Genomic DNA, 25,872 nt, shown 5'->3' on the forward strand with positions numbered 1-25,872 from the left:
ACCCAGCTAAACTTGATATGATAAAAAAATCCATATCATAAGTTCGCTGGGTCGTATACACTATCCTCAATCTACGATAATTTATTCTTCGTTTTTTATCGCCGCATGGGCAGCTGCCAATCGAGCGATCGGCACCCTATAGGGGGAACAGGATACATAATCCAACTTTAGTAGATGACAAAACTCAATGGAGTTTGGATCTCCCCCATGCTCTCCACAGATGCCCATTTTAATGTTTGGTTTGACACTGCGACCTAAATCAACGGCAATTTCCATCAGTTTACCCACCCCTTTTCGATCTATTTGCTGAAAGGGGTCCTTTTCTAATAGGTTTTTGTTTAGGTACTCTTTAATAAAGGCTCCTGCATCATCCCTTGAAAAACCATAGGTCAATTGGGTCAAATCATTTGTACCAAAGGAAAAGAACTCTGCCTCTTCGGCGATTTCGTCGGCTGTAATGGCGGCCCTGGGTATCTCAATCATCGTACCTATTAAATAATCTATTTTGACTTCATGTTCCGCCATTACCTCTTCAATCGTCTGAACAATAATTTGCTTAATGTACTTTAATTCTTTAATTTCCCCCACTAATGGCACCATAATTTCTGGCTTTACATCAATGTTACTTTTCTCCTTAATCTCTACAGCGGCTTCTATAATGGCTCTAGCCTGCATCTGATAGATTTCTGGATAGGTTACTGCTAATCTGCAGCCCCGATGCCCCAACATAGGATTAAATTCATCCAAATCCTTTACTACTTCCTTTAAAACATGGTAAGACATCTCCATACTTTGAGCTAATTCCTTAATATCCTTTTCATCGTGGGGTAAAAACTCATGTAAAGGTGGGTCCAATAGACGTATTGTAACGGGTAAAGTCCCCATAACTTCAAAAATCTCCATAAAGTCTTTTCTTTGGATGGGCAGTAGTTTTTCTAAAGCATCTCTCCTTTGTTCTAGGGTTCTTGCTAAAATCATTTGCCTAACAACAGGGATACGGGTTTCTTCAAAGAACATATGCTCCGTCCTACATAACCCAATTCCCTCAGCTCCAAAGATCAAGGCTTGTTTTGATTCCCTACTTGTATCAGCATTGGTTCTAACCTTCAATATTCTAAAACCATCAGCCCATTTCATCAGAGTCTGAAAATTACCGGTGAGTTGAGGCTCTTTAGTAAGAATTTTTCCCCCATAGACCTCTCCATTTAGACCATTTAAGGAGATAAAATCCCCTTCTCTAAATACTAAATCCCGTACCTTAATTAATTTAAGCCCTTGGTCTATCTTCACTTCTCCTGCACCGGCTACACAACATTTACCCATTCCACGGGCCACTACTGCTGCATGGGAGGTCATACCACCTCGAGCTGTCAGTATTCCCTCCGATGCCACCATTCCCTCAATATCCTCTGGGGATGTTTCATGTCTTACTAGAATAACCTTGTCTCCAGCATTTTTTGCCTTTACAGCATCTTCTGGGGTAAAATAAACCCTTCCTGTTGCTGCCCCCGATGACGCTGGTAAACCTCTAGTTATTAACTCTGCTCTGCTTAAAGCCTCATCATCAAAAGTAGGATGAAGTAATTGTTCCAATTGTTGTGGTTCCACCCTCATGACAGCTTCTTTTTCTGTAATTAGTTTTTCTGCCACCATGTCTACTGCAATATTGATGGCTGCCAGGGTATTTCGTTTACCACTTCTGGTCTGTAGGATGTACAGGACACCCTTTTCAATGGTAAATTCGATATCCTGCATATCCCGATAATGTTTTTCCAATAGGTCAGATATCTTTAAAAATTGTTGAAAAACCGTTGGTAATTTCTCCTCAAGGTCGCTAATTTCCTTTGGTGTACGGATTCCTGCCACTACATCTTCTCCTTGGGCATTCAGCAAAAATTCTCCATAGAGCTTCTTCTCTCCATTGGCAGGATTTCTTGTGAAGGCAACTCCTGTACCTGAGGTATTCCCCATATTTCCAAATACCATCGATTGAATGTTTACAGCTGTACCCAAACTGTCTGGTATATCATGTATTTTTCGATAAACATTTGCTCTTGGGTTATTCCACGACTTAAATACCGCCTCCACTGCCATTTGAAGCTGTTTTTTTACATCCTGTGGAAAGTCATTTCCTGTTTCTTTACGAATAATATTCTTAAAATCTCCCACTAGGCCTTTTAAATCTTCAGAAGTCAATTCGGTATCCTGCTGATATCCCCTTTCATTCTTTCTTTTTTCTAAGGCTGTGTCAAATTTATATTTTTTTACCCCCAATACCACGTCTCCGAACATCTGAATAAACCTCCGATAACTATCAAAGGCAAACCTTGCATTGTTGGTGGCATTAACTAGACCCTCCACCGAATCATCATTTAAACCCAAATTTAAGATGGTATCCATCATTCCCGGCATTGAAACCACAGCCCCCGAACGAACTGATACTAATAGGGGGTGATTTATACCTCCGAACCTTTTCCCTGTTACTTCTTCCAGCACTTTCAATTGTTGAAATATCTGATTAATTAGCTCATCCCAAAGCTTGGCTCCCTTTATGTAATATTCATGACATGCTTCAGTAGTGACTGTAAAGCCTGGAGGTACTGGTAATCCTATTCTCGTCATTTCTGCTAAGTTAGCCCCCTTACCTCCCAGTAAAGGTTTCATTGACATATTACCCTCTCTAAAATCGTAGATAAACTTTTTCATCTATTTACACCTCCATAAATGTATCTATCCATTAATATTTACTAACTCCATTATTAAACTTATATCCGATTTCCTTAAAAATTTCCAATATAATACTGGCACTTTCTTCTACTGCCTTGCAGGATACATCTATTACAGGACAATTAACCTTTTTCATTATTTTTTCAGCATAATCTATTTCTGCTAAAATTCTCTCCATACTAGCATAGTTGGCTTCATGCTTCAACCCTAAAGCCTTCAAACGTTCTTGACGAATTTCAATCAGTTTTAATGGATTTGTAGTCAACCCAATTATTTTTTTTGGATTTACTTCAAAAAGCTCCTTTGGGGGATTCACCTCTGGGACTAATGGAACATTGGCAACCTTTAAATTTTTATGGGCCAGATACATGCTTAGGGGTGTCTTTGAGGTACGGGAAATCCCCACCAGTACAATATCAGCCTTTTTCAATCCCCGTGGGTCTTTCCCATCGTCATATTTTACCGCAAATTCTATTGCCTCCACCTTCTTGAAGTATTTTTCGTCCAATCGTCGAATCAAGCCTGGTTCTCGACGGGGCGACATCCCAATCGCCGAACCCATTGAGTTAATAATAGGTGTCATGATATCAATAACAGGTATATTAGCCTTTCCTGCTGCTTCTATTAATAGATTTCTTAAATCCTCCACAACCATTGTAAAAACGATTACTGCCTTTTCTTCCTTGGCTTCTATCATTATTTCTTCTATCTGAGATTTTTCAGTTATGAAGGGAAATCTCCTAATTTCATAATCCTCAATATTAAATTGACTAATTCCTGCCTTTGCTACTTGTTCACCAGTTTCACCAATTGAATCTGATAAAACATAGATCACTAAATTCTCTTGTTTCATTTTTTCCCTCCTAATCTTTACATAGCTCCACAAAAAGCTTTGTGATATTGCTCTTTGATACTTTTCCCACCACTTTTAGATGTTCTTTATCTTCCACCATAGTTTTTTCCACCACTGGAAGACTATCAACTTCATGTTCTATGATTTTTACTGCGGCATGAAGGGCATTTTCATCCCCCATAACTGTAATAATGTTAGGTTTTCTCGTCATAATCATACCTACTGGTACTTTATTAATATCAATTCCTCCGATGGCACTCTTTAGGAAGTCTTTTCGGGACACAACCCCCACTAAAGACCCCTTAGAGACAACAAAAATGGTCCCTACATCCTCTAAAAACAATGTGACGATGGCTTCATATACTGGCGTCTCCTCTGATACAATAGAAGGCACTGACATAATATCGGAAACCTTTACATTCTTAATCTGTTGGGTAAATAAATTAGCTTCAGATTTCCCCGAGTAGAAGTACCCAACCTTTGGACGAGCATCTAAAATACCCGACATTGTTAGAATTGCCAAATCAGGTCTTAGGGTTGCCCTTGTGACATTCAGTAGTTTGGCAATTTGTTCACTGGTAATCGGTTCTTGCTCCTTAACGATTTCGATGATCTGCTGTTGTCTCTTTGATAATTCGATATTAATCACCCCTTTGTGCTACACTATTAATATATATGTTATATTATATACTAATTTACCATATTTTTATGAATTTTTCCATAGCCACTTATTAGTAATATTCTGCACCTTCTATGAAAAAGAAAACAGCTGAAAATAATTCCAGCTGTTTTTATGGATTAGAATCTCATCTTTTCTTCTAAATAAGCCTCTAATTGATCAATTGCAATTCGTTCCTGCTCCATACTATCCCTATGTCTAATTGTCACACTATTGTCTTCTAGAGAATCAAAATCAAAGGTAATACAGAAGGGAGTACCAATTTCGTCATGTCTTCTATATCTTTTACCAATACTACCAGCATCATCATAATCCACAGTGAACTTCTCTGATAATTGTTCATATACCTTAAGGGTTTCATCCTTTAACTTTTTAGTTAATGGAAGTACTGCTGCCTTGATGGGGGCTAATGCAGGATGTAATTTTAATACAACTCTAGTATCATTCTCTCCCACCTCTTCTTCTCGATAGGAATCCACTAGGAAGGCAAGGGCAACACGGTCTACCCCTACAGACGGTTCAATACAATAAGGAACATATCGCTCATTGGTTACCGGGTCTATGTAGGTGAAATCAACCCCTGAATGTTCACTATGCTTCTTTAGGTCAAAATCAGTTCTGTCAGCTATTCCCCATAGCTCACCCCAACCAAATGGGAATCTATATTCAATATCACTTGTGGCGTTACTATAGTGGGATAACTCCTCTTGGTCATGCTCCCTTACTCTGATACTTTCTTCCCTCATACCAAGGTTAAGTAACCAGTTCTTACAGAAATCGCTCCAATAGTTGAACCACTCAATATCTTCTCCTGGCTTACAGAAAAATTCTAACTCCATTTGCTCAAACTCTCTTGTTCTAAAAGTAAAGTTACCTGGTGTAATCTCATTTCTAAAGGACTTACCAATTTGACCAATACCAAAGGGTACTTTTTTGCGGGAAGTTCTTTGAACGTTCTTGAAGTTAACAAAGATCCCTTGGGCAGTCTCAGGTCTTAAGAAAATTTCAGTACTACTATCCTCCGTAACCCCTTGGAAGGTTTTAAACATTAGATTAAACTGACGAATATCTGTATATTCTAATTCTCCGCATTCAGGACAAACAATTTTATTCTCCTCTATGTATTCCTTCATTTGCTTGTTTTCCCAACCTTCAACATTAATGTCTTGATTTCGGGATGCTGCGAAGTTTTCTATTAATTGATCCGCCCTAAATCTAGCCTTACACTTTTTACAATCCATTAATGGGTCATTAAAACCACCCACGTGACCTGAAGCCACCCATGTTTGAGGATTCATTAAAATAGCTGAATCCAAACCTACGTTATAGGGACTTTGCTGGATAAACTTCTTCCACCAAGCCTTTTTAACGTTATTTTTAAGTTCCACTCCAAGAGGACCATAATCCCAAGTATTCGCTAAGCCTCCATAAATCTCAGACCCTGGAAATACAAAACCTCTATTCTTAGCCAAAGATACAATTTTCTCCATTGTTACTTCCGTTGACATATTAGCTCCCTCCATTTTCCTATTCAAATTTTTTAAAAATAAAAAAAGCCCCCCATCCCATAAAACTTAGGGACGAAAGACTTTACTTCCGCGGTTCCACCCTAGTTGGTCCATTGGACCCCCTTAGTATATTAAGCTCAGAAGCGCCCTTCATTGATTCTTCTGCACTGGACTCCCACCATCTCCAGCTCGCTAAACCAGTTAAAACAATTACTCCTCTTCCTCACAGCCCATTAAAATATTAATTTGATATATAATTTAACAAATAATTCTTCTTTTGTCAAGATTTTTTTAGTAATCCGAACCATTGTTAAGATCATCTAAGGTTTCTTCAATATCTTCAGTAACATCTTCTTTGAAATTTTCTGCTTCATCTACTACATTGTCTTTTTGCTTAGAGAATTTATTTCTAACATCATTAATTTTCTCCTCTGCAATGTCATTAATGTCTACAATATCTCCGTTATCCTTTACGATTTCTATGGTGGCTCTAGAAGCCAATGCAGCTGAAACGCCAACGATGGAAACCAATGGAGCTAATACAACACCTATGGCACCTGCTGTTACAGGAATATTCAATAAAACATTTCCATCCTTCTTTAAGATTACTCTAGTAACATTACCTTTTTTAATGACCCTCTTCAGCTTTTCAATCACTTCATTTCCCATTACATTCATGGATTCAGTCCAATTTTTACCATTTTCCTGTTCTTCCAGGTCAATTAAAGCCTCCACTAAGTCTCCATTATGCTTTTCTAATACTTCCTTTGCCACTCTGTAGGATACTCCAGCACGCTCTCTGATGGTATCAATTTTTTCAAGATTAATGTCCATTGCCTTCAACTCCTTATTATAGTTTATCCAACATGTCTAAACTTTTAAATTGGTATTTATTAATGTGTACCATGATGTACTTCTTTAATATTAATTTTAATTCATTATTTAAAGCTTCATTAACCTTTAACTTCTGTATTTCTAGTATATCCTTATTTAATAAATAATTTGCTAGTCTGACTGTTGTTTCTGAAATTTTTGAAGCAAATGGATCCACCGTAAAGCACTTGGGGCAAAGTATTCCCCCTTCTTCGTGACTAAACTTAATTTGTTTAAAATTTGATTGATTACAATTTACACAACTATGGACATGGGGTTTGAAGCCTGAGTAAGCCAATAGATTTACTTCAAAAGCCCTAACGACGGTTTGAAGCTCAAAGTCTTTTTGATCTTTGTTTGCCAGCATTGAAAGGGTCTTACCTAAAAGATTAAAAAGTCGGTTGTTGGTCTGTCCCTCATTGGTGACTGCCTCCACCAATTCCAAAAGGTAAGCCCCATAGGTTAGGGCATCTAAATCCTCCCGAATGCAATAAAAAATCTCTCTAGCATCACATTGGCTTAAATTATATAGACTACTTTTCCCTTTATAAAATACAAAATCGCTATAACAAAAAGGTTGAATGCCTGCCAGGAAGGTACTCTTTGGCTTGCGGGCACCCTTTGCAATAGCATTAATTTTGCCAATTTTACGGGTAAAGATGGTTAACATACTATCGGTTTCACCATATTTTTTATTTTTCAAAACAAAGCCTTCGGTCTTAATCAGCATTACATGTCCCCCATTAGATCATATAAGTACAAAGAGAAGTTATTATTTAACTATATTTTCATTCACAGCAACAGGATAATCCTGCTCCTCTTCAGGTTTTAGAATCTCCTGATGTCTTTTATAGTATAGATATGCCTCCAAACTACCTGTGCTCTCAAAAACTTTCCATAAATCATTTACAAGCATATAGTCCCCTCCCTTTTTATGTATTCTTAGAATACACTCTTATTTTTTGTAATTTAGGGAGGACTATACATTGTAATTTTTGTTAATCGGAGATTTGGGCCATCTTATTAAGGATGTTAGAAACTCTCCATACTCATTTTTTCAATTTAAAACCATTGAAATGAGTATTGCGGTTTCTAACAAAGCGACTGCCACCAAATCAGAGATTTGGGCCATCTGCTTTTATTCATAACCTAAGCCTCTTAGGATGCTTTCGCTGTTTCTCCAGTCTTCTTTTACCTTGACCCAGAGTTCTAAAAATACCTTTGTTCCTAGTAAGCCTTCTATATCTTCACGGGCGCTCTTTCCAATTCCCTTAAGCTTTCTTCCACCTTTACCTATAATAATACCTTTGTGACTTTTTCTCTCACAATAAATAGTAGCATTGATATCGATAATATCTTTATCTGGTCGCGTTTTCATTAAAGATACCTCCACGGCTACTCCATGGGGAATTTCCTGTTCTGTGTAGTGGAGAATTTTTTCGCGAATAATCTCCCCTACAATAATTCTTTCAGGTTGATCTGTAATCATATCACCTGGGAAATATTGTGGTCCCTCGGGTAAGTAATTAGAAATTTTTTGTACCAAAGAATGAAGATTGGCTCCTTCGATAGCTGATATTCCTACTATGTCAGCAAATAACCCCGTTGCTTTATATGCTTCATAAAGTTTGTTAAATTCCTCTTGAGTCATTTTATCTATCTTATTCATTACTAGGATAATAGGAGTCTTAATTCCCTGTAACTGCTCCATGATGAAGCGGTCTCCAGGTCCAATACTGTTTCCTTCATCCACCACAAACAAAACACAATCCACTTCCCTAAGGGAGTCTTTAGCAACCTTCACCATATAGTCCCCTAGTTTATGTTTAGGTTTATGGATTCCCGGTGTGTCTAAGAAAACAATTTGATAGTTTTCATTTGTGTAGACACATTGAATCTTATTTCTTGTTGTCTGGGGCTTATCAGAAATAATTGCGATTTTTTCTCCGATAATTTGATTCATTAAAGTAGATTTTCCTACATTTGGTCGTCCAATTATTGTTACAAATCCTGATTTGAAATTCATTTTAGCAGCCTCCACATTCATGTCCTAAGTCTTCTGGGGTAAAGGAGTGGGGTAATAAATCCTCCACCGTATATACCCTGTACTCATCTTCATTTTTTCCAACGATTACTTTTATTTTTTTTCCAAATTCAACCATTACCTGTCTGCAAATCCCACATGGATACGTATAAGCATCATCGTCACCTGTTACTGCAATCGCTTCAAATTCCTTTTCGCCTTCAGATACCGCCTTAAAGATCGCCGTTCTTTCAGCGCAATTTGTACCTCCATATGATGCACATTCAATATTACAGCCTGTATAGACCTTTCCAGACTTCGTTAAAAGTGCTGCCCCCACATGAAAGTTAGAGTAGGGTACATAAGCATTTTTCTTTGCCTCGATGGCCATTGCCATTAACTCTTTATATTCCATTTTTTCTGCCTCCTTGACTTACATTTAGAAGATTACTGTAATTTGATTTGTCTATTACTTGGGAAGATGATAATCCACGTCTTCCCTTTATTCATTTCTAAATGATTTCCATTTTCGTCTTTGTAGATGGTCGGAGCTTGATGATTTGCCTTGCTCCATGAAATAGGCACAGCTGTTCCATTGGTAATATACATCCCCTTCCCCTCACCAATGGTTTTGACATCTCTCCTACCTGCCTTATCACCAGCAATATGCTTAATCTCCGTATATTGTACAATTATATTTTTCGTCATTAGCTGTTGATTATTCATTTCATCAATATGGGGTTGATTAAACTGAATTCTTTTATATAATCCAGACCCTGGATCGTATTCAAAATTTGTTGTAATTTTACTAGTAAAGGGAAGCGCCACCTTTTCAGCTTTTTTCCCCTCCATTTGACGCTCTTCTTCGCTGAAAACAAACATCCCCTGCGCTTCCCCTTTAGCTTCCTTACGATACTTTACAACATCCCAAGCCTTCATAATCTTCTCTGCATTGGTATATACACTATGTTCATACATTCCCTTTTGTTTTTTTCTAACAGGATCCCTCCAACACATGATCTCATCTAAATAGGACAGTCCATTTAAGTTATCAGACCTCCAATCGGATGCAGCAGCATAGGCTTGTGGGCTACCACCATAATGTATGTAGATGGCATCATGATTGAAGGCTAAGTCAATATAGTAGTGTCTAGCACTTCTTACTGGACCGATTTTCTCTGCATCAAAATCTTGAAAAACAGCTAATAATCTGGTAATGTTTCCCTCTGCCAAAGTCTCATATATCACATCAGCTTGAGATATTCCACTTTGGGGTATTGCTTTTTTCAAGTTATTGATCATGATGGCTACAGGTCTCCTTTTAGCCACTTCCTCGTCAATATATAAGCCCGTCAATGGATTAATTTCAAACCCTTCTAATTTTTGAGTTTCTTCATTCATTTCTTTATCCTTATCTTCTTGGGGGTCCTCAATCACCACTACTTCTGCTCCTTGGTTTTCTTCTTGAGAAAGATTCTTATCAGCCCTACATCCACTTATGCCAATAATCATTAACAGTATCAACAAAGCAATAGTACTTTTCTTTAAAACTCCCCTCATTTGTCTCAACCCTCTCTCTTGTTTTTCTTTAGTGTATTTATATTAGTATTTTTTCTGATCAGGCTTCACTATTCCCCCAGAGATCACTAGTTTGATTGCTTGTTCCACCGACATTTCCAGTGGTATTGTTTCCTTTTTGGGTATCATGATGTATACTCCAGAAGTTGGATTTGGAGTGGTTGGTATAAATAACCCAACTACATCCTCCCCAGTTTTTTCAACAATCTCTTCTGAGCCATCAGAGGTGACAAAAGCTATTGAATATCGCCCTGGGGACGGGTATTCCACCAGTACAGCCTTCCGAAAAGCTGTATGCTTACTTCCATAAATTGTTTCAGTCAGTTGTTTAATTGAAAAATAAACCGTTCTAACCAGCGGAATTCGCTCTAAAACCAGTTCTGTAAAATTGATTAACTTGTTTCCAGAGTAGTTTCTAGCCAATAAACCTACAATAAAGATTAAGAAAAGGGTAATTAATACCCCCAATCCATAAATCCTGAACCCAATAATATTTTCTATTGGTTGTCTAAAGACAATATCGACTCGATTGAATAGCCAAAGAATCACTATCGCAGTTAAAGCCATTGGTAAAATCACCAATAGTCCCGTTATGAGCGTGTTACGTATTTCCTTCCACAAAAGACCTCACCCACTTCCTTCTCATAATAACATCTATTAACCAAACAACTGAAAAAAGATTACTGTTATTATTGTACCCAATAAAGCCCCTACAATCACTTCAAATAAGCTATGGATTTTCCCTTCAATCCGACTCTGACAAACCAGTAATGCCATTAGAAGAGATAAGGTTGCAATAAAGGTACTTTCTGAGATAAAAGAAATAGATGTCGCTAAAGAAAAAGCCAGTGCCGCATGACCACTTGGCATCCCTCCCTGCAGAGGTGTTCCTCTTCCAAAATAAGCCTTTAGACTAATTGTCGCAAAGATTACTATCACAAATACGATAAAAGTAATATGTATGGGGGATTGCCTTACAGAATGCAATACCCATTGGGTGTAGGGATTAATTCTTTGAAAGAATATAAAATATGCAACAAAAATAGAATTGACGGCTGCGATCAATACAGCCCCTGCAGCAACATTTTTTGCTATCTTTGCAAAGATATGATACTGGTCTGTAATTAAGTCAATGGCGCTTTCAATAGAAGTATTGATCATTTCCGCTATAATCACCAAGGATATAGTCAAAAGTAATATCAAAAACTCCACCCGACTAAGCTCAAAAAACAAGCTGAAAATTAGTATAATAATGGTTACAGCAAAGTGGATCTTCATATTTCTTTGGGTTTTGAGGGCATATATAATGCCCTCAATTGCATAATTCAAGCTATCAATTAATTTTCTTACCCTCATTGATCCAACCCCATTTATTCCCGTACTTGGCCGATTTGCTTTAATACAGCTTCCTCTTTGCCCCTCATTTTCCCTTCACTCTCTTCATCTTCATGGTCATACCCCATTAGATGAAACATGCTATGAACTGTTAAAAATGACATTTCTCGTTCAAAGCTATGGCCATACTCTTCTGCTTGCTCTAGGGCTTTTTCCACCGATATAACAATGTCACCTAAGAGCTTTTCTTCTCCAATAGGGAAATCATCATCCACCATAGGAAAAGAGAGAACATCAGTGGCATAATCCTTACCTCGATAATTTTTATTCAAATCCTGTATTTCCTCATTGTTTACCAGTGATAAACTTACCTCGAAATCAGGGTCCCATCCTTCATGTTTTAAACTAGCCTCCATCGCCTTCGTCAGTAATTGAAGTAGTTCTTCGCTAACTTCCATCACCTCTTGTCGATCATCAATTATTAGATTCATGGGCTCTCCTCCCCTTTACTTCTTTTATGTCTAAATCAGGATATTCAATCCTCTCATGGAAAATACCTAAAATAACCTTTACAAAGGCTTGCTTGATTTTCTCTAGCTCACCTAAAGTTAAATTACTTTCCTCCAACTGATCATCCTCCAACTTATCTTTAATAATTTTACTAATCATTTTTTCTATCTTTTCTTTATTTGGAGCCGATAAACTCCTAACTGCCGCCTCCACTGAGTCCGCCAGCATCACAATAGCAGTTTCCTTTGTTTGCGGTTTTAATCCCTTATATCTAAAGCTTTCCTCCTCCATCATATCACCATTATCCCCATTTTTAGCTTTATGGTAGAAATAGGCCACCAGTGTGTTCCCATGATGTTGATCTATGAAATTGGCAATCTCTTGAGGCAATTTATACTTCTTTGCCAATTCAAGACCATCCTTCACATGGCTAGTAATAATAATACTACTTAGTGAAGGACTAATCTTATCATGGGGATTTTCGGAAGTTAATTGATTTTCCTTAAAAAAGTAAGGTCTGGATGTTTTTCCAACATCATGATAAAAAGCTCCAGTTCTTGCTAATAAAGCATTTCCTCCAACAGCACCGGTTGCTGCTTCACTGAGGTTTCCTACGATAATACTATGGTGATAGGTCCCTGGTGCTTCAATCAATAACTTCTTCAACAATGGATGGTTTGGATTTGATAGTTCTAATAGTTTTAAAGGCGTTACAACATCAAATACAGATTCCCATAGGGGTAATGAACCCACTGTTAAGATGGCACAAAAAAGACCATTTAATATGCCGTAGAAGGCGATTGCTAAAACCCCAGCCACCTCACTACTATTAATTAATCCAAAGCCCATTACAGTCATAACTTGGGCCAAACTCACCATAAAGCCCGAGATAAATATACTTCCCCTTTGTTGGGTATTTAAAACGCTAAATATACCTACTGTGCCCCCCACCAATGCCATAAAGATAAAGGTGATGTCATTTCCAGTAATCACGGATACTAATAGTATCAAGGCTAAATTTAAAATTAAGGAAAGTCTTGCATCCGTAAGTATTGCCCAAAGCATAGCAGCAGCTGCCACAGGCATTAAAAAGATGGAGATACTTGATAACACTTTGGAGATGATGGTGACGGATACAAATATCAGAGCAATCATCCATAATATCCCCACTTTGTTTAGCAACTCCTTGTTGAAGACAGTTATATATGCAATGACAATAAGCTCTAGTACCAAAACCAGTAGTGCTATACCAGCATAGAGCATAATGTCCAGTTTGCTATTTGTCGTCAACAAGCCTAAATCCTTTAGAAGGCTCATGCGATCAGCCGTTACAACTTCTCCCTCCCTCAGGATAATATCACCTTTACGAATCATGACTCTTTCAACGCTTTCCCGTACTTCTTGTCTTTTTTGCTCTGTCGCTTCTATATCTAAAAATTTATTAGGTCTAATGGTGGCATTGATGATTGCAGTTCCTAAATCCACCAACCCATCATCAAAATCCTCTAGGCTCTCAATAAATGCCCTGATATTACTTTTTTCTTTTTGTAAGTCTTCTATTTTAATACCATTACTCATATTTTGTGCAACTATTTGATATATATAATTTTCTAAATACTCTAGTTTTTCAATAGGGGCATTTAGGGCAATATCCAGTACATCTCCAGAAATATTCAATTCATTGTCAGAAAGAGCAGTTTTCCTTTCACTCTTTGACATACCTTCAGACTCCCTAACTTTATATAAAAATACAAAGAACTTCTCAACATCCTTTTTTACCTCATGATGATAGGATGGGTCCTGTTTGTACTTCAACTCCACTCCTTCAACGGCAATCTCCTTCAGCCTCTCTGTCTCCCATTTATCCTCTATTTCTTTAGGAGAATAAATATCTGCTGGTGTCCGTTGTCCTACCGTTAGATTCAGTTTTTCTGGCCTTAAACTGGTTATTAAAATAGCAAAAATACATGTAAAGAAAAAAAGCGCCAGTAAAATTTGTTGCATTTTTCTTTGTTTTCGCATCTTTACATAACCCTGCTGAAGGCGAATCTTAATATTTTTATATTTTCCCATATGGATTCCTCCTAAGACTAAGCCTTATTTGATTTTATTTTTGCTTGAGTCCTTCTTCTCCGGTTTCATTTCCTGCTTTATTTCAGCCACTTCATAGGCTTTAATAATCTTCTGTACTAAATGGTGTCTTACAACGTCTTTATCAGATAAATAACTAAAACCGATTTCGTCCACATTCTTTAGCACATCAGCTGCATGCTTTAATCCAGAGTATTTACCCCTAGGCAAGTCCACCTGAGTGATATCACCAGTAACAACAGCCTTAGAGCCATAACCTAGTCTAGTAAGAAACATCTTCATTTGTTCCCTTGTGGTATTTTGGGCTTCATCTAAAATGATGAAGGAGTAATCCAATGTTCTACCCCTCATATAAGCAAGGGGCGCAACTTCAATCATTCCCCGCTCCATGTATTTTTGAAATTTTTCCACCCCTAGAATGTCATATAGTCCATCATAAAGGGGTCTAAGATATGGATCAACCTTGTCCTTTAAATCCCCAGGCAGAAAACCCAAGCTCTCTCCTGCCTCTACAGCTGGTCTAGTCAAAATGATTCTATTTACCTGTTCATTTCTAAAGGCCTTCACCGCCATAGCAACTGCCAAGTAGGTCTTACCAGTACCGGCTGGCCCTATTCCAAAGGTTAAGTCTTTGTTCTCAATAAGGGATACATATTCCTTTTGTCCAAGGGTTTTTGGCTTAATGGGCTTTCCCTTATCTGTCATGAAGATGACATCACCAGCCAATTCCTTAGCTTGATCCTCTTTCCCCTCCATCAGAAGGTTGATGGCATAGCTGATGGTTTGACTGGTCAGTCCTTCACCTTTTTTATAAATTTCCTTTAATTCCGCAATTAACTTTGCTCCACAATCTACAGCATCTTCTTCACCAATAATAATAATTTCCTCTTCCCTCAGAACAATATCCACCGAAAGACGCTTATTAATTAGGTTAATATTTTCATCAAAGTTACCAAATAGTTCTCTGGTAAATTCAGTATTCTCCACTTTTATTTTTTTCTGGAATGTATTTTTGTTCAAAAGTTAATCCTCCTCGGTTATTATTTTCTTTTGTTGGGCGATATCTTCTAATACCTCAATTATGAATTTTCCCTTAAGGGTATTCCCTTCCTGTTTAAAATCAACTTTAGTCTGAATTATTTCCCCTTCTAGAGGTATTTGATTCATTAATTCTTCCACCGCTTCTTTATGCATCATTTCTTTAGCCGCTTCCACCTCTATATGCTCCTCTACCTCAACCACTTCGTAATAGTTCTCTAAAATGATTTCGACAGGTAGCTTTATATTCCTCCATAGGGAAAGACTTTTATTAGTTTGTTCTACAATATAATCTGTAAAGGGTAGATTATTTCCTCCTAAAGATAATTGAATCTCCCCAAATTTTAAGGCTCTCCTACTGAATTTCTCTCCTGTTTTATGTTTATTAATCTCTACTAAGTACATAGATTTATTTGCTTCATAATAGGTCTTTGCATACACTTCTCCATAGGCGTGGACATACAGAGGGTTCTCCATATACTGACGGGATACAATTCCAGTAACCAATAAATCTCCTACCTCGACGATATCTCCCTTTTTTACCATAGCATCACCATTACGGGCTATTACCCGATCAATTACACCATTTTTAGTAGCAACCAAGTCTGTAGGTGTATCTTTGTCTATTTTAGGGGGCGGGGCCACCTTCTCCACCACCTCTACCCTAGCATACACACCACTTAGGTCTATTCCCACCCATGCCAACTCAGGGAATTCCACCAATAGGAAATTTTCCATTTCCCTTAGGTCCACTGCATATCGATTAGTTCCTGGCTTTAGACCCGTCTCTTGTAGATACTCAAGTATTGCATCCTCACTAATGCGTTCATTTCCTATTACATCCACATTGTATATAAAAGTAGATGAAAATATTAGTAGCATTAACGAAAAAAATGCTCCTACTAAAAGCATTTTACGTTTTTTAATTTTATGGGCCCAAAAAGGATATCCATTTTTCTGTGAAAGATAAACTTTACAACCAGCTCTTCTGGCAACCCTACGCAAAGACTTAAATCCCCTAATGCCTACACATGCCTCTAGGGTGGTATAATTTACTCGCTTTATGTTCCATAAATAAATCTCTCTTTCAATACAATAATTAATAAACTTTTCTAGATAGAGTCCTTCTATTCTAATGATAACATAACCCCTCATATAATTCCATAGTCTCAGTATTAACACCTGACCCACTCCCTAATCCATAAATTCCACTCCGTTGATTTCACCTGTTATTACAATCTCTTCAACAACAATATTTTTTAGCAATAAATTTTTCCCAATGATTCTTAAAACTCCACATTTAGTATAGATTCTAATCCTAGTTGAGGAATACTCCAGTATTCCCTTATGATTCTCAATATAAATTTGAAGGTTGCCCACCACTGTAATTTTTGGAAGATCTAACATGATATCCTGTGGAAGTTCCAATAGGTCTGCTATACTCTTTTTAATTTCATCAGATTTTTTCATTCGGCACACCTCCTATCTATAAATTTTTATGCAAATTTCATCCTTTATAGACCTTCTCCCTAAAAAATAAAGGTGGAGCTCGTGGCTCCACCTGAAGGTCGCTAATAAAGGCAATAAACAATCGCTTATAAAAGTTTATGCTCATGGTACAGTAAAAGCCAGCGACCATAGCGTATCCAGAAATACGTAAGGCTGCTGGCTATATTAAAACTATCTTCGTAGACTTTTGGGTTTTTCTAATACCTCCGACATAATAAGTCCTTGAAGTATTGAGTGGCGATTAAATTTTACTTTACCTACATTCCCTCTTCCTATCTCATTTTCCAGTATAGGACTAACTGTAGATTGATTACTTACTGACACTACTTCCTTAAGAGATTTTACATCTTTTATTCTTTTTTTAATTTTTTCTTCTTCTACTGCTTTTGTAGCTTTTTCCTGTTGGATTTCTTCCCTGGCAGTAGATTGATTGAATACATCACCCATATTTTTCTGTAACTCTCGAATCATTTCCTCCAACCCAACTGTCTTGCTGGACTTCTTGGGTGACTGCTGACTAACAGGTCTATCGCCTCCAACTGTAGGTCTAGAAGAATTATTGTTGGGAGCTTCCATCGGCCTCGAAGGGTTCGGAGACCTACGGTCATTTGAAGTTCTTCTTTGGGTGGTTTGATTTTTTCCTTTATTAAATATGGAACTAATCAAGGCAATGGCTATAAAACCAATTATACTTTCCCAACTCATTGAATCACATCCTTTACGTTAGGCCTTCTTATTTTTTATTATCATAGCCCTTTGTAGCAGTATCTTCTTTTGTGGCTCCTGCAATAGCTTCCCTCATGTTGGTATCTGCTAATGTGTTTTTCATATTATAATAGTCTAATACACCTAACTTTCCTTCTCTTAAAGCAGTTGCCATAGCCTTTGGTACTTCTGCCTCAGCTTCAACTACCTTAGCCCTCATTTCTTGAACAGCAGCAATCATTTCCTGTTCCTTAGCAACCGCCATTGCTCTTCTTTCCTCTGCTTTCGCTTGAGCGATTCGCTTATCCGCCTCAGCCTGGTCTGTCTGAAGTTGCGCACCTATATTTCTTCCGATATCAATGTCGGCAATATCAATCGATAAAATTTCATAAGCTGTCCCTGCATCTAATCCTTTAGTTAATACTGTTCTTGAAATCAAATCTGGGTTTTCTAATACTGCCTTATGACTGTCGGCAGAACCAACTGTTGTAACGATCCCTTCACCTACTCTGGCGATAATCGTCTCTTCTCCAGCTCCCCCTACTAGACGCTCAATATTGGCTCTTACAGTTACCCTAGCCTTTACCATTACCTCAATACCATCTTTAGCAACAGCGGCGATCTTAGGAGTTTCTATCACCTTAGGATTAACACTTACCTGTACTGCTTGAAGCACTTCACGTCCTGCAAGATCGATTGCAGCTGCCCTCTCAAACTCAAGGTTAATTTCAGCCCTTTGAGCAGCGATTAAAGCGTCTATTACACTATTTACATCCCCACCTGCTAAGTAATGCCCCTCTAGCTTATCAATGTTTAAATCTAGACCTGCCTTTGTTGCCTTGATTAATGGGTTTACAATTCTAATTGGTTGAACCCTTCTAAAACGCATACCGATTAATGTACCGATTCCTACTCTTACTCCCGAGAAGTAAGCGGTAAACCATAACCCTAATGGTACAAAGCTTAAAAATACTGATAAAAGAATAAATACAACTGCCACCAAAATAACTATTGACACTAATCCTGTCATCTAAACCCCTCCTAATCTATTTTTCGTACTACAATTTTTCTGCCTTCTACCTTGATGATTTTAACAGTGACACCCGCTTCAACAAAAGCACCTTCTGTCACTACATCTAATAATTCTCCATTAATTTCGATAGTTCCTGCTGGTCTAAGGAAAGTTTTCACAACTCCTGTTTCCCCAAGATAATGCTTATACTCTATATTTGAAGTATATCCCAGCTCTGTCTTTGCTTGTGTTCCCAATACAATTTTATCAAAGAATCGGTTTTTAGGACCATATTTCAATAACAAAACAAATGCAATTACAGTAAGTACAAAGGCAATCAACAGAGATGTAATTGCCGCAGCTAGACTATTGGAGGACATGATGATACTGGCAACAATGGCGACAATACCTCCTACACCTGCCACCCCAAATCCTGGAGCAAAGGCCTCTATTGTCAATAGGATGATCCCTACAAGGAAAATCAAAATAATACCTCCGCTGGCATATCCCGCTAAAATACTACCTCCAAAGTATAATCCAAAGGCTAAAAGACTAATGGTACCCCCTACTCCAAATCCTGGAGCAAACAATTCTATTACTAAACCAATAAAACCTACTGCTAAAAGCAGAGGCATCAAGTAGGAACTAGTTAGTATCTGAGCAATTTTTACTCTTGCTGGTGTATTCACCGTAACAATATCCCTATAGCTTATATTTAGCCCATTAAGTACTCCTTCATAATCAGATGCAACTACATCAGTAAACTCTAAATCAGCTGCCTCTTGGGTAGTTAAATTAAGCAATCTTCCCTTTTCAATCACCTCAGGGATTTCTATATTGGAATCCGCCATAGAGACAACAAGTTGTGAATCTCGCCCCTTTAATTGGGCAACAGTACGAAGTTTTCCAGCCCAGAAGGAAAGACTTTTTTCTGTATTGGGAATGGGCTCTGCCGAGCCAATTGTTCCCCCTGGAGCCATGGCAATGTGATCAGCTGAAATGGTTATAAGTACTCCTGCCGATTCAGCCTTCGTATTTACAAAGGAAATCGTAGGAATTTTAGCATTAACAATTGCCTCACTGATATCCACTGCTGCAGTAATCAAACCACCATATGTATCAATGTCAAAAATTACAGCCTTTACATTGGGGTCCTCAGCAACCTCCTCCAAGCTCTTCTCTACGTATTGAAAAAGAGCAGAATTTATCTCTCCCTTTACTGGAATTACGTGTACATTTTCCTGATCCTGCATCCCACTAACAGGAAGAACCAACAGAAAACAAAATAATAATATTATTAACAACCTATTTTTTACCATCCAAACACCTCCTTTATATACCTATTCTATGTATATGCATATTTTCCCTTCTTAAACTAAATTATATGTAAAAAAATATTGTTTTAAAAATCCAGCGGTCGTCCCGTATAAGCAATACGGGAGAATGCTGGTCTTTCGCCGTGACGAAGAAGATGAGGTGTTTTCAACGGGTGACTAGGCTGTTCAAAATGCCTCAGATTCGAGGAACAAGAAAGACCAGCGGTCGTCGCGGCTAAGCAATATGCGAGAATGCTGGTCTTTCGCCGTGAAGAAGAAGATGAGGAGTTTTCAACGGGTGACTAGGCTGTTCAAAATGCCTCAGATTCGAGGAACAAGTAAGACCAGCGGTCGTCGCGTATGAAATAATACGCGAGAGTGCTGGTCTTTCGCCGTGACGAAGAAGATGAGGTATTTTCAACAGGTGACTAGGCTGTTCAAAATGCCTCAGATTCGAGGAACAAGAAAGACCAGCGGTCGTCGCGTATGAAATAATACGCGAGAGTGCTGGTCTTTCGCCGTGACGAAGAAGATGAGGTATTTTCAACAGCCTACAGGGTTATTTCGCTATATATGGGGTAATGATCGGAAGCCCTACTCCTAATCACATTGTAGCTTTTCACCTTCAGATTTGGGTCTACGAAAATGAAATCAATTCTTCGCGAAAGCATGGGGAGATCAAAGGTTGGGATATCCCCCATATCCATTTCTTCTGACGCATCCACCATTTTCTTCGTTAATTCCCTCATTTCCCTGTATTCTGAGCCTGCATTAAAGTCTCCCACCAAAATAACATCGTGGGGGAGGGTTTGAATATACTTGAGAATCACATCTATCTGTTTGCTGCGTTCCTGTTGATTTAATCCCAGGTGGGTCACTAAGAAATGAATTTTTTTACCATCTACATTAATCACACTGCTTAATAGTCCCCTTGGCTCACGACCACTGGGGAGGGCTATATTTTCTGAAGACTCTATCGGATATACGCTTAATATTCCGTTACCGTATTTTCCTGTAGCAATATTTAAGTTGACACCAAATACAAAATTCATCGATAACTGATTTCCCAGATATTTCATTTGATTAATAAACTTTGACCTAGCCATTCCACTATCTACTTCTTGCAGCCCAACAATCTCAACACCACTATCTTTTATAATTTCCGTCATCTTGTTTAGTGTATTTCTACGGGATAAACTTTTCCCGTGGTGAATATTGTAGGTCATGATTTTTAGCTTTTTTTCTCCTACCGAACTTTCCTTGTCTAGAGTCATTTGAATACTCTCCAGCTCCTTCATCTCATATATTTTCCCTGAGTTGTTTTGAGGATAGATTCTGATTTTACTAAACTTATCAAAATTCGCCATTCGTTTAGTAATATAAAAATGGTTTAGCTGAATACCCATATCATTTGTCTTAATTAAGGGATGCTCTAAAATAAAATAGTGGGTCATTTCATTAGTATTATCAAGTATCTCCAAAATTAAATGATCTATGTCCTTAGGAGTTTGTATTTCTATGTGGGATACCCCTTGACTATCAACATATTTAATAACCTCCATACCGCCATGGGATGAGGCCTTCGTTACTAATCCAAATCCTATTAGAACAATCATTACGACAGCGATTTTTCTGATTTTAACCATAAGTAGTCCCCCGTTGGTAGAATGTTTAGATAATTCAATTATATCATGTAAAAGGAGCCTAACCTATTTGAAACTTTTACCAAAAAGCAACAAAACCCGAGAAATTTCTTTCTCGGGTTGTTATATTTATGATTGTAAGTATTTTTTAACAATTTCATTAACTAGTTTTCCATCTGCCTTGCCCTTTGTTTTAGGTACAATTGCAGCCATTACCTTACCCATATCCTTCATGGAGTTGGCGCCAACTTCTTGAATTGTCTCACTTACAAGCTTTACGATTTCTTCCTCTGACATTTGTTTTGGCAAGTAAGTTAAAAGAATATTAACTTCCTGTTGAGCTTGCTCAGCTAGGTCTTCACGGCCTCCCTTTGTAAACTCTTCAAGACTATCTCTTCTCTGCTTAACTTGTTTAGCAATTATGTCGATGATATCTTCATTGACAAGCTCTACCCTCTTGTCTACTTCGACTTGCTTAATGTCAGCACGAACCATCGTAATAACATTTTTTCGAAGCTGATCTTTTGATTTCATTGCTTCTTTTAGATCATTAGTTAATTGATCTTTGAGGGACATTATCCTTCACCTCTACTTTGTACTAGTTTTCACTAGAATTTTTTAGCCTTATTTCTACGAGCAGCCTCAGCTTTTTTCTTACGCTTTACGCTAGGCTTTTCGTAATGCTCTCTCTTTCTAACCTCTGATAATACACCAGACTTGGCACATTGTCTTTTAAATCTACGAAGAGCACTATCTAAGGATTCATTATCTCTTATTTTAATCTCTGACATTTACTTCTCCCTCCCTCCGCTAGCACCCAACCGTGCTTTATCTATAGCAACATAATGCTATATTGCTAGTGGGATTACTACAATACCTAGTTATTATACATTAAATAAAAAAGTTATGCAATATAAATTTTAACCTGGAGGCCACTGTAATTGTCTTCCCCCCAACAAATGAAAGTGAAGATGAGCTACAGTTTGTCCGCCATCACTTCCACAGTTGTTGACAAGCCTAAAACCTGCATCCTCCAACTTAAAATCCTTTGCTAACTTTGATACTGCAACAAAAACCTCCGGCATAATCTCCATAGCATCCTTTGCCTCAACATCTAGGACAGAAGGAATATGTTTTTTGGGGATGATCAGTAGGTGTATAGGTGCTACTGGAGAAATATCATGAAAAGCTAGAACTTTTTCATTTTCGTATACTTTTTTAGCTGGTATTTCACCATTAACAATCTTACAAAAAATACATTCTGACATACTACACCTCCTTACCCCAACTTGATTGCCTATAATTATTTCAACAAAAAAATGAAAATTCCTTTTTTCATTCAAAAAAATTATATGATTTTTCCAGTAATATATTCGTCTTTTGACTCCTCCAGCAAAACATTGCAGATTTGACCCTCCAGCCCAGCTTGGAATGGAGCCACAATTTTCAAATAATTATCGGTTAAACCTTCAAAAAATCCTTCAAGGTCCTTAGAAGCGGCTTCAAAAAGTACTTCCTTCACTTCACCAATAAACTGACTTTGATATTCTGCCCTCATTTTTAGACCAAGGGCAATCAGCTTTTCACTACGATGATGTTTTTTAATACCATCAACCTGATCTGAGAAATCAGCAGCAGGAGTACCTTTTCGTGGGGAAAATTTAAAGACATGTATATCACTAAAGGCCATCTCTTCCACAAAGTTGTAGGTTGTCTCAAAATCCTCATCGGTTTCCCCTGGGAAGCCAACGATGATATCGGTTGTCAAGGCAATCTTTGGATAATACCATCTGATTCTATGAACAATCTGTCTATACTCTTCAGTCGTATATCTACGATTCATTCGCTTTAATATACTGTCGCTTCCGCTCTGTAGGGACAAGTGGAAGTGGGGACAGATCTTTTCTAGACCTGCCAATTCCTTAATGAACTCCTCCGTAATCAGTGTAGGCTCTAGGGAGCTGAGTCGAATACGTTTTAACCCATCTACCCTATTAACCTCCTTTAAGAGCTCAATTAAGGCATTTTTTTCTCTTAGGTCTTTACCATAGGAGGCTACATGAATCCCTGTCAAAACCACCTCTTGGAAGCCATTTGATACTAACGTCTTTACCTCTTTAATGATTTCAGGAGCCCTACGACTTCTTATTGGTCCTCTAGCATAGGGAATAATACAGTAGGCACAATATTGGTTGCACCCCTCTTGAATTTTTAAAAAGGCTCTTGTCTTTCCTTTAATCTCTTGAACTGATAGTTCTTCAAATTCCTTCACCTGCATAATGTCATCTACTACATTAATCTTTTCGTCGACAGCACATTCTTCTACATACTCAACGATTTTTCCTCGATCATTGGTTCCTACTACAATATTTACCCCTTCAATGTCTAACACTTCTTTAGGAGCTGTTTGGGCATAGCAACCAACAACTGCAATAATGGAATATGGATTATTTTTTTTAGCTCTACGAATAAACTGCCTTGACTTCTTATCGCCAACATTAGTAACCGTACATGTATTAATCACATAAACATCCGCCGTCTCTGTATCGGGTACTACTGTAAAATTAGCCTTCTCAAACAGTTCAGTCATCGCTTGGGTTTCATATTGATTCACCTTGCACCCTAAGGTATGAAATGCTACTTTCTTCACTAGAATCCTCCTAAGTCTCCTATCTCGTACATAATCATAGATAATAAAGCAAAACCAGCTGTCTCGGTTCTTAATATTCGCGGGCCTAAAGTAATGGACTTAAGCCCTTCTTTCAAGCCATCAGCAACTTCGGTTTCTGAATAGCCACCTTCTGGACCTACCCATATACCGATTTCTTTTACACCTGAGTATTTTTCATCAAGTAATAGGGATTTAAGTCCCTTTTCTTCTTCAAGCTCATAGGCCATTATGTTTAGTTGATTTTTTAGACCATGTTCCAATGCTTCCCCAAAAGAAATAGGCATATGTATTTTAGGAATAATCCCCCGTTTACTTTGCTTAGCAGCCTCTTGAGCAATTTTCTGCCATCGCTCCGTTTTCTTCTCCCGATCCTTATCATTGTGGAACTGTACCACTGTCCGTTGGGTAGTTACTGGAACTATTTCAGCAATTCCCATTTCAGTTGTTTTTTGTATAATTATATCCATTTTAGTAGCTTTTGGGACCCCTTGATAAAGGGTAATCTTTACCGGCGCTTCCCTTTCCACTCCTTTTTTTTCGACTATAGAAAGAAAAACATTGTTCTTATCAATGCTCTTAATCCTTCCTATATACTCATAGGATATGCCATCACAAATCTCCACATTGTCACCCTCCGACAGGCGTAACACCTTGGATATGTGTTTAACATCTTCACCTTCAATCAAGATTTCTTTGGTAGCCTCATTAATTTGGGAAGCCTCTACAAAAAATCTATTCATTGGCTCCACCCTTGATTTTAGAAACGATTACTGCCCACTCTCCCATTTCCTTAACCTTTAGGATTTCCAATCCATTTTCAATTAATCCTTCTTTAACCATTTCAATCTTATCTAAAATAATTCCTGAGGAAATAAAAATTCCATCATCCTTTAGGAAATGCTTTATATCCTTTGCTAATCTTACAATGATGTCAGCAATAATATTAGCCACAACAACATCGGCTTTTGTCGAAATCTTCTCCATCAAATCCCCATGCTCTACAATTACAACATTCTCCACATGGTTTTCTAATACGTTTCTTCTGGCCACCTCGACTGCCACTTTATCTAAATCTATGGCGACTACTTCTTCCGCCCCTAGTTTAGCCGCAGCAATTCCTAGTATTCCACTCCCGCAACCAATGTCAAATACTCTAGAGTTTGTTTTTACGTGCTCCTCTAACTCCATTACACACATCATAGTTGTCTCATGGGTTCCTGTTCCAAATGCCATACCTGGGTCCATTTCAATGATGATTTCGTCACCTTTCGGCTGGTAATCTTCCCAGGTTGGTTTAATTAGAATCTTGCTACCGATTTTAACAGGTTTGTAGTATTGCTTCCAAGAAGTACTCCAATCCTCTTCGTTAACCTCAATAGTCGTCACTTCTCCTAGCCCTATATCTAGACCATAGCTAGGTAAAAATGCCACTAATTCCTTGATTAACTCGATTTTATCCAACAAATCTGCTGAAGCTGGTAGATATGCCTTTACAACTGCTCCCTCGGCAAAATCTGGTGGTAAAAAGGCTTCATCAACGTAATCCCAGGCCTTTTCATCTTGATTCAGCTGAAAGAAATCATTAGGGTCTTCAATGGCTACCCCAGATACTCCAGCATTATAAAGAATGTTTGAAACCGCCTCAACTGCTTCAGTTGTGGTTTTAATTGATACTTCGATCCACTTCATCTTATCACTTCCCTAAAAATAATGTCCCATTAGTTCTATCCTATTATACAATAAATATTCTCAAAACCCAATAATTCTTATTCAAATGTGCTAAAAATCACCCTACAAAAGT

27 protein-coding genes and 1 other annotated feature are annotated in these 25,872 nt (G+C 37.9%); all 27 genes read right to left on the reverse strand.

Going from position 1 to position 25,872, the window contains the following annotated elements; translation table 11 throughout:
* Positions 1–81: 81 nt before the first annotated feature.
* Positions 82–2,706: a pyruvate, phosphate dikinase gene (ppdK, locus tag JOC73_RS05645; protein WP_204401027.1), complete on the reverse strand. Its 2,625-nt coding sequence runs from the start codon at positions 2,704–2,706 to the stop codon at positions 82–84.
* Between the two features lie 31 nt (positions 2,707–2,737).
* Positions 2,738–3,580 (reverse strand): pyruvate, water dikinase regulatory protein, encoded by an 843-nt coding sequence (locus JOC73_RS05650; protein WP_204401029.1) that lies wholly within the window; start codon positions 3,578–3,580, stop codon positions 2,738–2,740.
* A 10-nt stretch (positions 3,581–3,590) separates the two neighbouring features.
* Positions 3,591–4,229, reverse strand: a complete 639-nt coding sequence (locus JOC73_RS05655; RefSeq protein WP_204401031.1) for a helix-turn-helix transcriptional regulator — start codon at positions 4,227–4,229, stop codon at positions 3,591–3,593.
* Between the two features lie 149 nt (positions 4,230–4,378).
* A complete protein-coding gene (locus JOC73_RS05660) occupies positions 4,379–5,767 on the reverse strand; it encodes a glycine--tRNA ligase (RefSeq protein ID WP_204401034.1) in 1,389 nt (462 codons plus the stop codon).
* A 65-nt stretch (positions 5,768–5,832) separates the two neighbouring features.
* Positions 5,833–6,003, reverse strand: a binding site (T-box leader).
* Between the two features lie 55 nt (positions 6,004–6,058).
* On the reverse strand, positions 6,059–6,601 hold the full coding sequence (locus JOC73_RS05665) for a DUF4342 domain-containing protein (RefSeq protein ID WP_204401036.1): 543 nt from the start codon (positions 6,599–6,601) through the stop codon (positions 6,059–6,061).
* 16 nt (positions 6,602–6,617) lie between these two features.
* Positions 6,618–7,370 carry a DNA repair protein RecO gene (recO, locus tag JOC73_RS05670; protein WP_204401038.1) on the reverse strand — a complete coding sequence of 251 codons (753 nt, stop codon included), beginning with the start codon at positions 7,368–7,370 and terminating at the stop codon, positions 6,618–6,620.
* Between the two features lie 42 nt (positions 7,371–7,412).
* Positions 7,413–7,556, reverse strand: a complete 144-nt coding sequence (locus tag JOC73_RS05675; protein WP_204401040.1) for a YqzL family protein — start codon at positions 7,554–7,556, stop codon at positions 7,413–7,415.
* A gap of 222 nt (positions 7,557–7,778) precedes the next feature.
* Positions 7,779–8,666 (reverse strand): GTPase Era, encoded by an 888-nt coding sequence (gene era, locus JOC73_RS05680; RefSeq protein ID WP_204401041.1) that lies wholly within the window; start codon positions 8,664–8,666, stop codon positions 7,779–7,781.
* Between the two features lies 1 nt (position 8,667).
* Positions 8,668–9,078, reverse strand: a complete 411-nt coding sequence (locus JOC73_RS05685; RefSeq protein WP_204401043.1) for a cytidine deaminase — start codon at positions 9,076–9,078, stop codon at positions 8,668–8,670.
* 32 nt (positions 9,079–9,110) lie between these two features.
* Positions 9,111–10,223, reverse strand: coding sequence for a DUF3048 domain-containing protein (locus tag JOC73_RS05690; protein ID WP_204401045.1), 1,113 nt, complete (start codon positions 10,221–10,223; stop codon positions 9,111–9,113).
* Between the two features lie 42 nt (positions 10,224–10,265).
* The gene (locus tag JOC73_RS05695) at positions 10,266–10,862 is read right to left on the reverse strand and encodes a DUF502 domain-containing protein (protein ID WP_204401047.1); all 597 of its coding nucleotides are present in this window, start codon (positions 10,860–10,862) and stop codon (positions 10,266–10,268) included.
* A gap of 36 nt (positions 10,863–10,898) precedes the next feature.
* The gene (locus tag JOC73_RS05700; RefSeq protein ID WP_204401049.1) at positions 10,899–11,597 is read right to left on the reverse strand and encodes a diacylglycerol kinase; all 699 of its coding nucleotides are present in this window, start codon (positions 11,595–11,597) and stop codon (positions 10,899–10,901) included.
* A gap of 14 nt (positions 11,598–11,611) precedes the next feature.
* On the reverse strand, positions 11,612–12,067 hold the full coding sequence (gene ybeY, locus JOC73_RS05705) for an rRNA maturation RNase YbeY (RefSeq protein ID WP_204401051.1): 456 nt from the start codon (positions 12,065–12,067) through the stop codon (positions 11,612–11,614).
* Positions 12,051–14,159, reverse strand: coding sequence for an HD family phosphohydrolase (locus JOC73_RS05710; protein WP_204401053.1), 2,109 nt, complete (start codon positions 14,157–14,159; stop codon positions 12,051–12,053). The genes ybeY and JOC73_RS05710 overlap by 17 nt, the downstream gene beginning before the upstream one ends.
* Before the next feature lie 24 nt (positions 14,160–14,183).
* On the reverse strand, positions 14,184–15,197 hold the full coding sequence (locus JOC73_RS05715) for a PhoH family protein (RefSeq protein ID WP_204401055.1): 1,014 nt from the start codon (positions 15,195–15,197) through the stop codon (positions 14,184–14,186).
* A gap of 3 nt (positions 15,198–15,200) precedes the next feature.
* Positions 15,201–16,370 carry a sporulation protein YqfD gene (gene yqfD / locus JOC73_RS05720; RefSeq protein ID WP_207755058.1) on the reverse strand — a complete coding sequence of 390 codons (1,170 nt, stop codon included), beginning with the start codon at positions 16,368–16,370 and terminating at the stop codon, positions 15,201–15,203.
* A gap of 39 nt (positions 16,371–16,409) precedes the next feature.
* Entirely contained in the window at positions 16,410–16,685 is a 276-nt protein-coding gene (yqfC, locus tag JOC73_RS05725; protein WP_204401057.1) for a sporulation protein YqfC, read from the reverse strand.
* A gap of 210 nt (positions 16,686–16,895) precedes the next feature.
* Positions 16,896–17,429: a hypothetical protein gene (locus JOC73_RS05730; RefSeq protein ID WP_204401059.1), complete on the reverse strand. Its 534-nt coding sequence runs from the start codon at positions 17,427–17,429 to the stop codon at positions 16,896–16,898.
* A gap of 28 nt (positions 17,430–17,457) precedes the next feature.
* Entirely contained in the window at positions 17,458–18,459 is a 1,002-nt protein-coding gene (gene floA, locus JOC73_RS05735) for a flotillin-like protein FloA (protein WP_204401061.1), read from the reverse strand.
* Positions 18,460–18,470: 11 nt separating this feature from the next.
* Positions 18,471–19,760 carry an NfeD family protein gene (locus JOC73_RS05740; protein ID WP_204401062.1) on the reverse strand — a complete coding sequence of 430 codons (1,290 nt, stop codon included), beginning with the start codon at positions 19,758–19,760 and terminating at the stop codon, positions 18,471–18,473.
* Positions 19,761–20,308: 548 nt separating this feature from the next.
* Complete coding sequence (locus tag JOC73_RS05745) at positions 20,309–21,403, reverse strand: endonuclease/exonuclease/phosphatase family protein (protein ID WP_204401064.1); 1,095 nt, start codon at positions 21,401–21,403, stop codon at positions 20,309–20,311.
* A gap of 126 nt (positions 21,404–21,529) precedes the next feature.
* The gene (locus tag JOC73_RS05750) at positions 21,530–21,976 is read right to left on the reverse strand and encodes a GatB/YqeY domain-containing protein (RefSeq protein ID WP_204401066.1); all 447 of its coding nucleotides are present in this window, start codon (positions 21,974–21,976) and stop codon (positions 21,530–21,532) included.
* Positions 21,977–22,008: 32 nt separating this feature from the next.
* On the reverse strand, positions 22,009–22,191 hold the full coding sequence (gene rpsU, locus JOC73_RS05755; RefSeq protein WP_204401068.1) for a 30S ribosomal protein S21: 183 nt from the start codon (positions 22,189–22,191) through the stop codon (positions 22,009–22,011).
* Between the two features lie 129 nt (positions 22,192–22,320).
* Positions 22,321–22,668, reverse strand: coding sequence for a histidine triad nucleotide-binding protein (locus JOC73_RS05760; RefSeq protein WP_204401070.1), 348 nt, complete (start codon positions 22,666–22,668; stop codon positions 22,321–22,323).
* A gap of 80 nt (positions 22,669–22,748) precedes the next feature.
* Positions 22,749–24,050 carry a tRNA (N(6)-L-threonylcarbamoyladenosine(37)-C(2))-methylthiotransferase MtaB gene (gene mtaB, locus JOC73_RS05765; RefSeq protein ID WP_204401072.1) on the reverse strand — a complete coding sequence of 434 codons (1,302 nt, stop codon included), beginning with the start codon at positions 24,048–24,050 and terminating at the stop codon, positions 22,749–22,751.
* A complete protein-coding gene (locus JOC73_RS05770; RefSeq protein ID WP_204401074.1) occupies positions 24,050–24,811 on the reverse strand; it encodes a 16S rRNA (uracil(1498)-N(3))-methyltransferase in 762 nt (253 codons plus the stop codon). Before JOC73_RS05770 ends, mtaB begins: the two co-directional genes overlap by 1 nt.
* Positions 24,804–25,760: a 50S ribosomal protein L11 methyltransferase gene (gene prmA, locus JOC73_RS05775; RefSeq protein WP_204401076.1), complete on the reverse strand. Its 957-nt coding sequence runs from the start codon at positions 25,758–25,760 to the stop codon at positions 24,804–24,806. Before prmA ends, JOC73_RS05770 begins: the two co-directional genes overlap by 8 nt.
* Positions 25,761–25,872 lie beyond the last annotated feature (112 nt).

Source organism: Alkaliphilus hydrothermalis (assembly GCF_016908555.1).
GTDB lineage: Bacteria > Bacillota > Clostridia > Peptostreptococcales > Natronincolaceae > Alkaliphilus > Alkaliphilus hydrothermalis.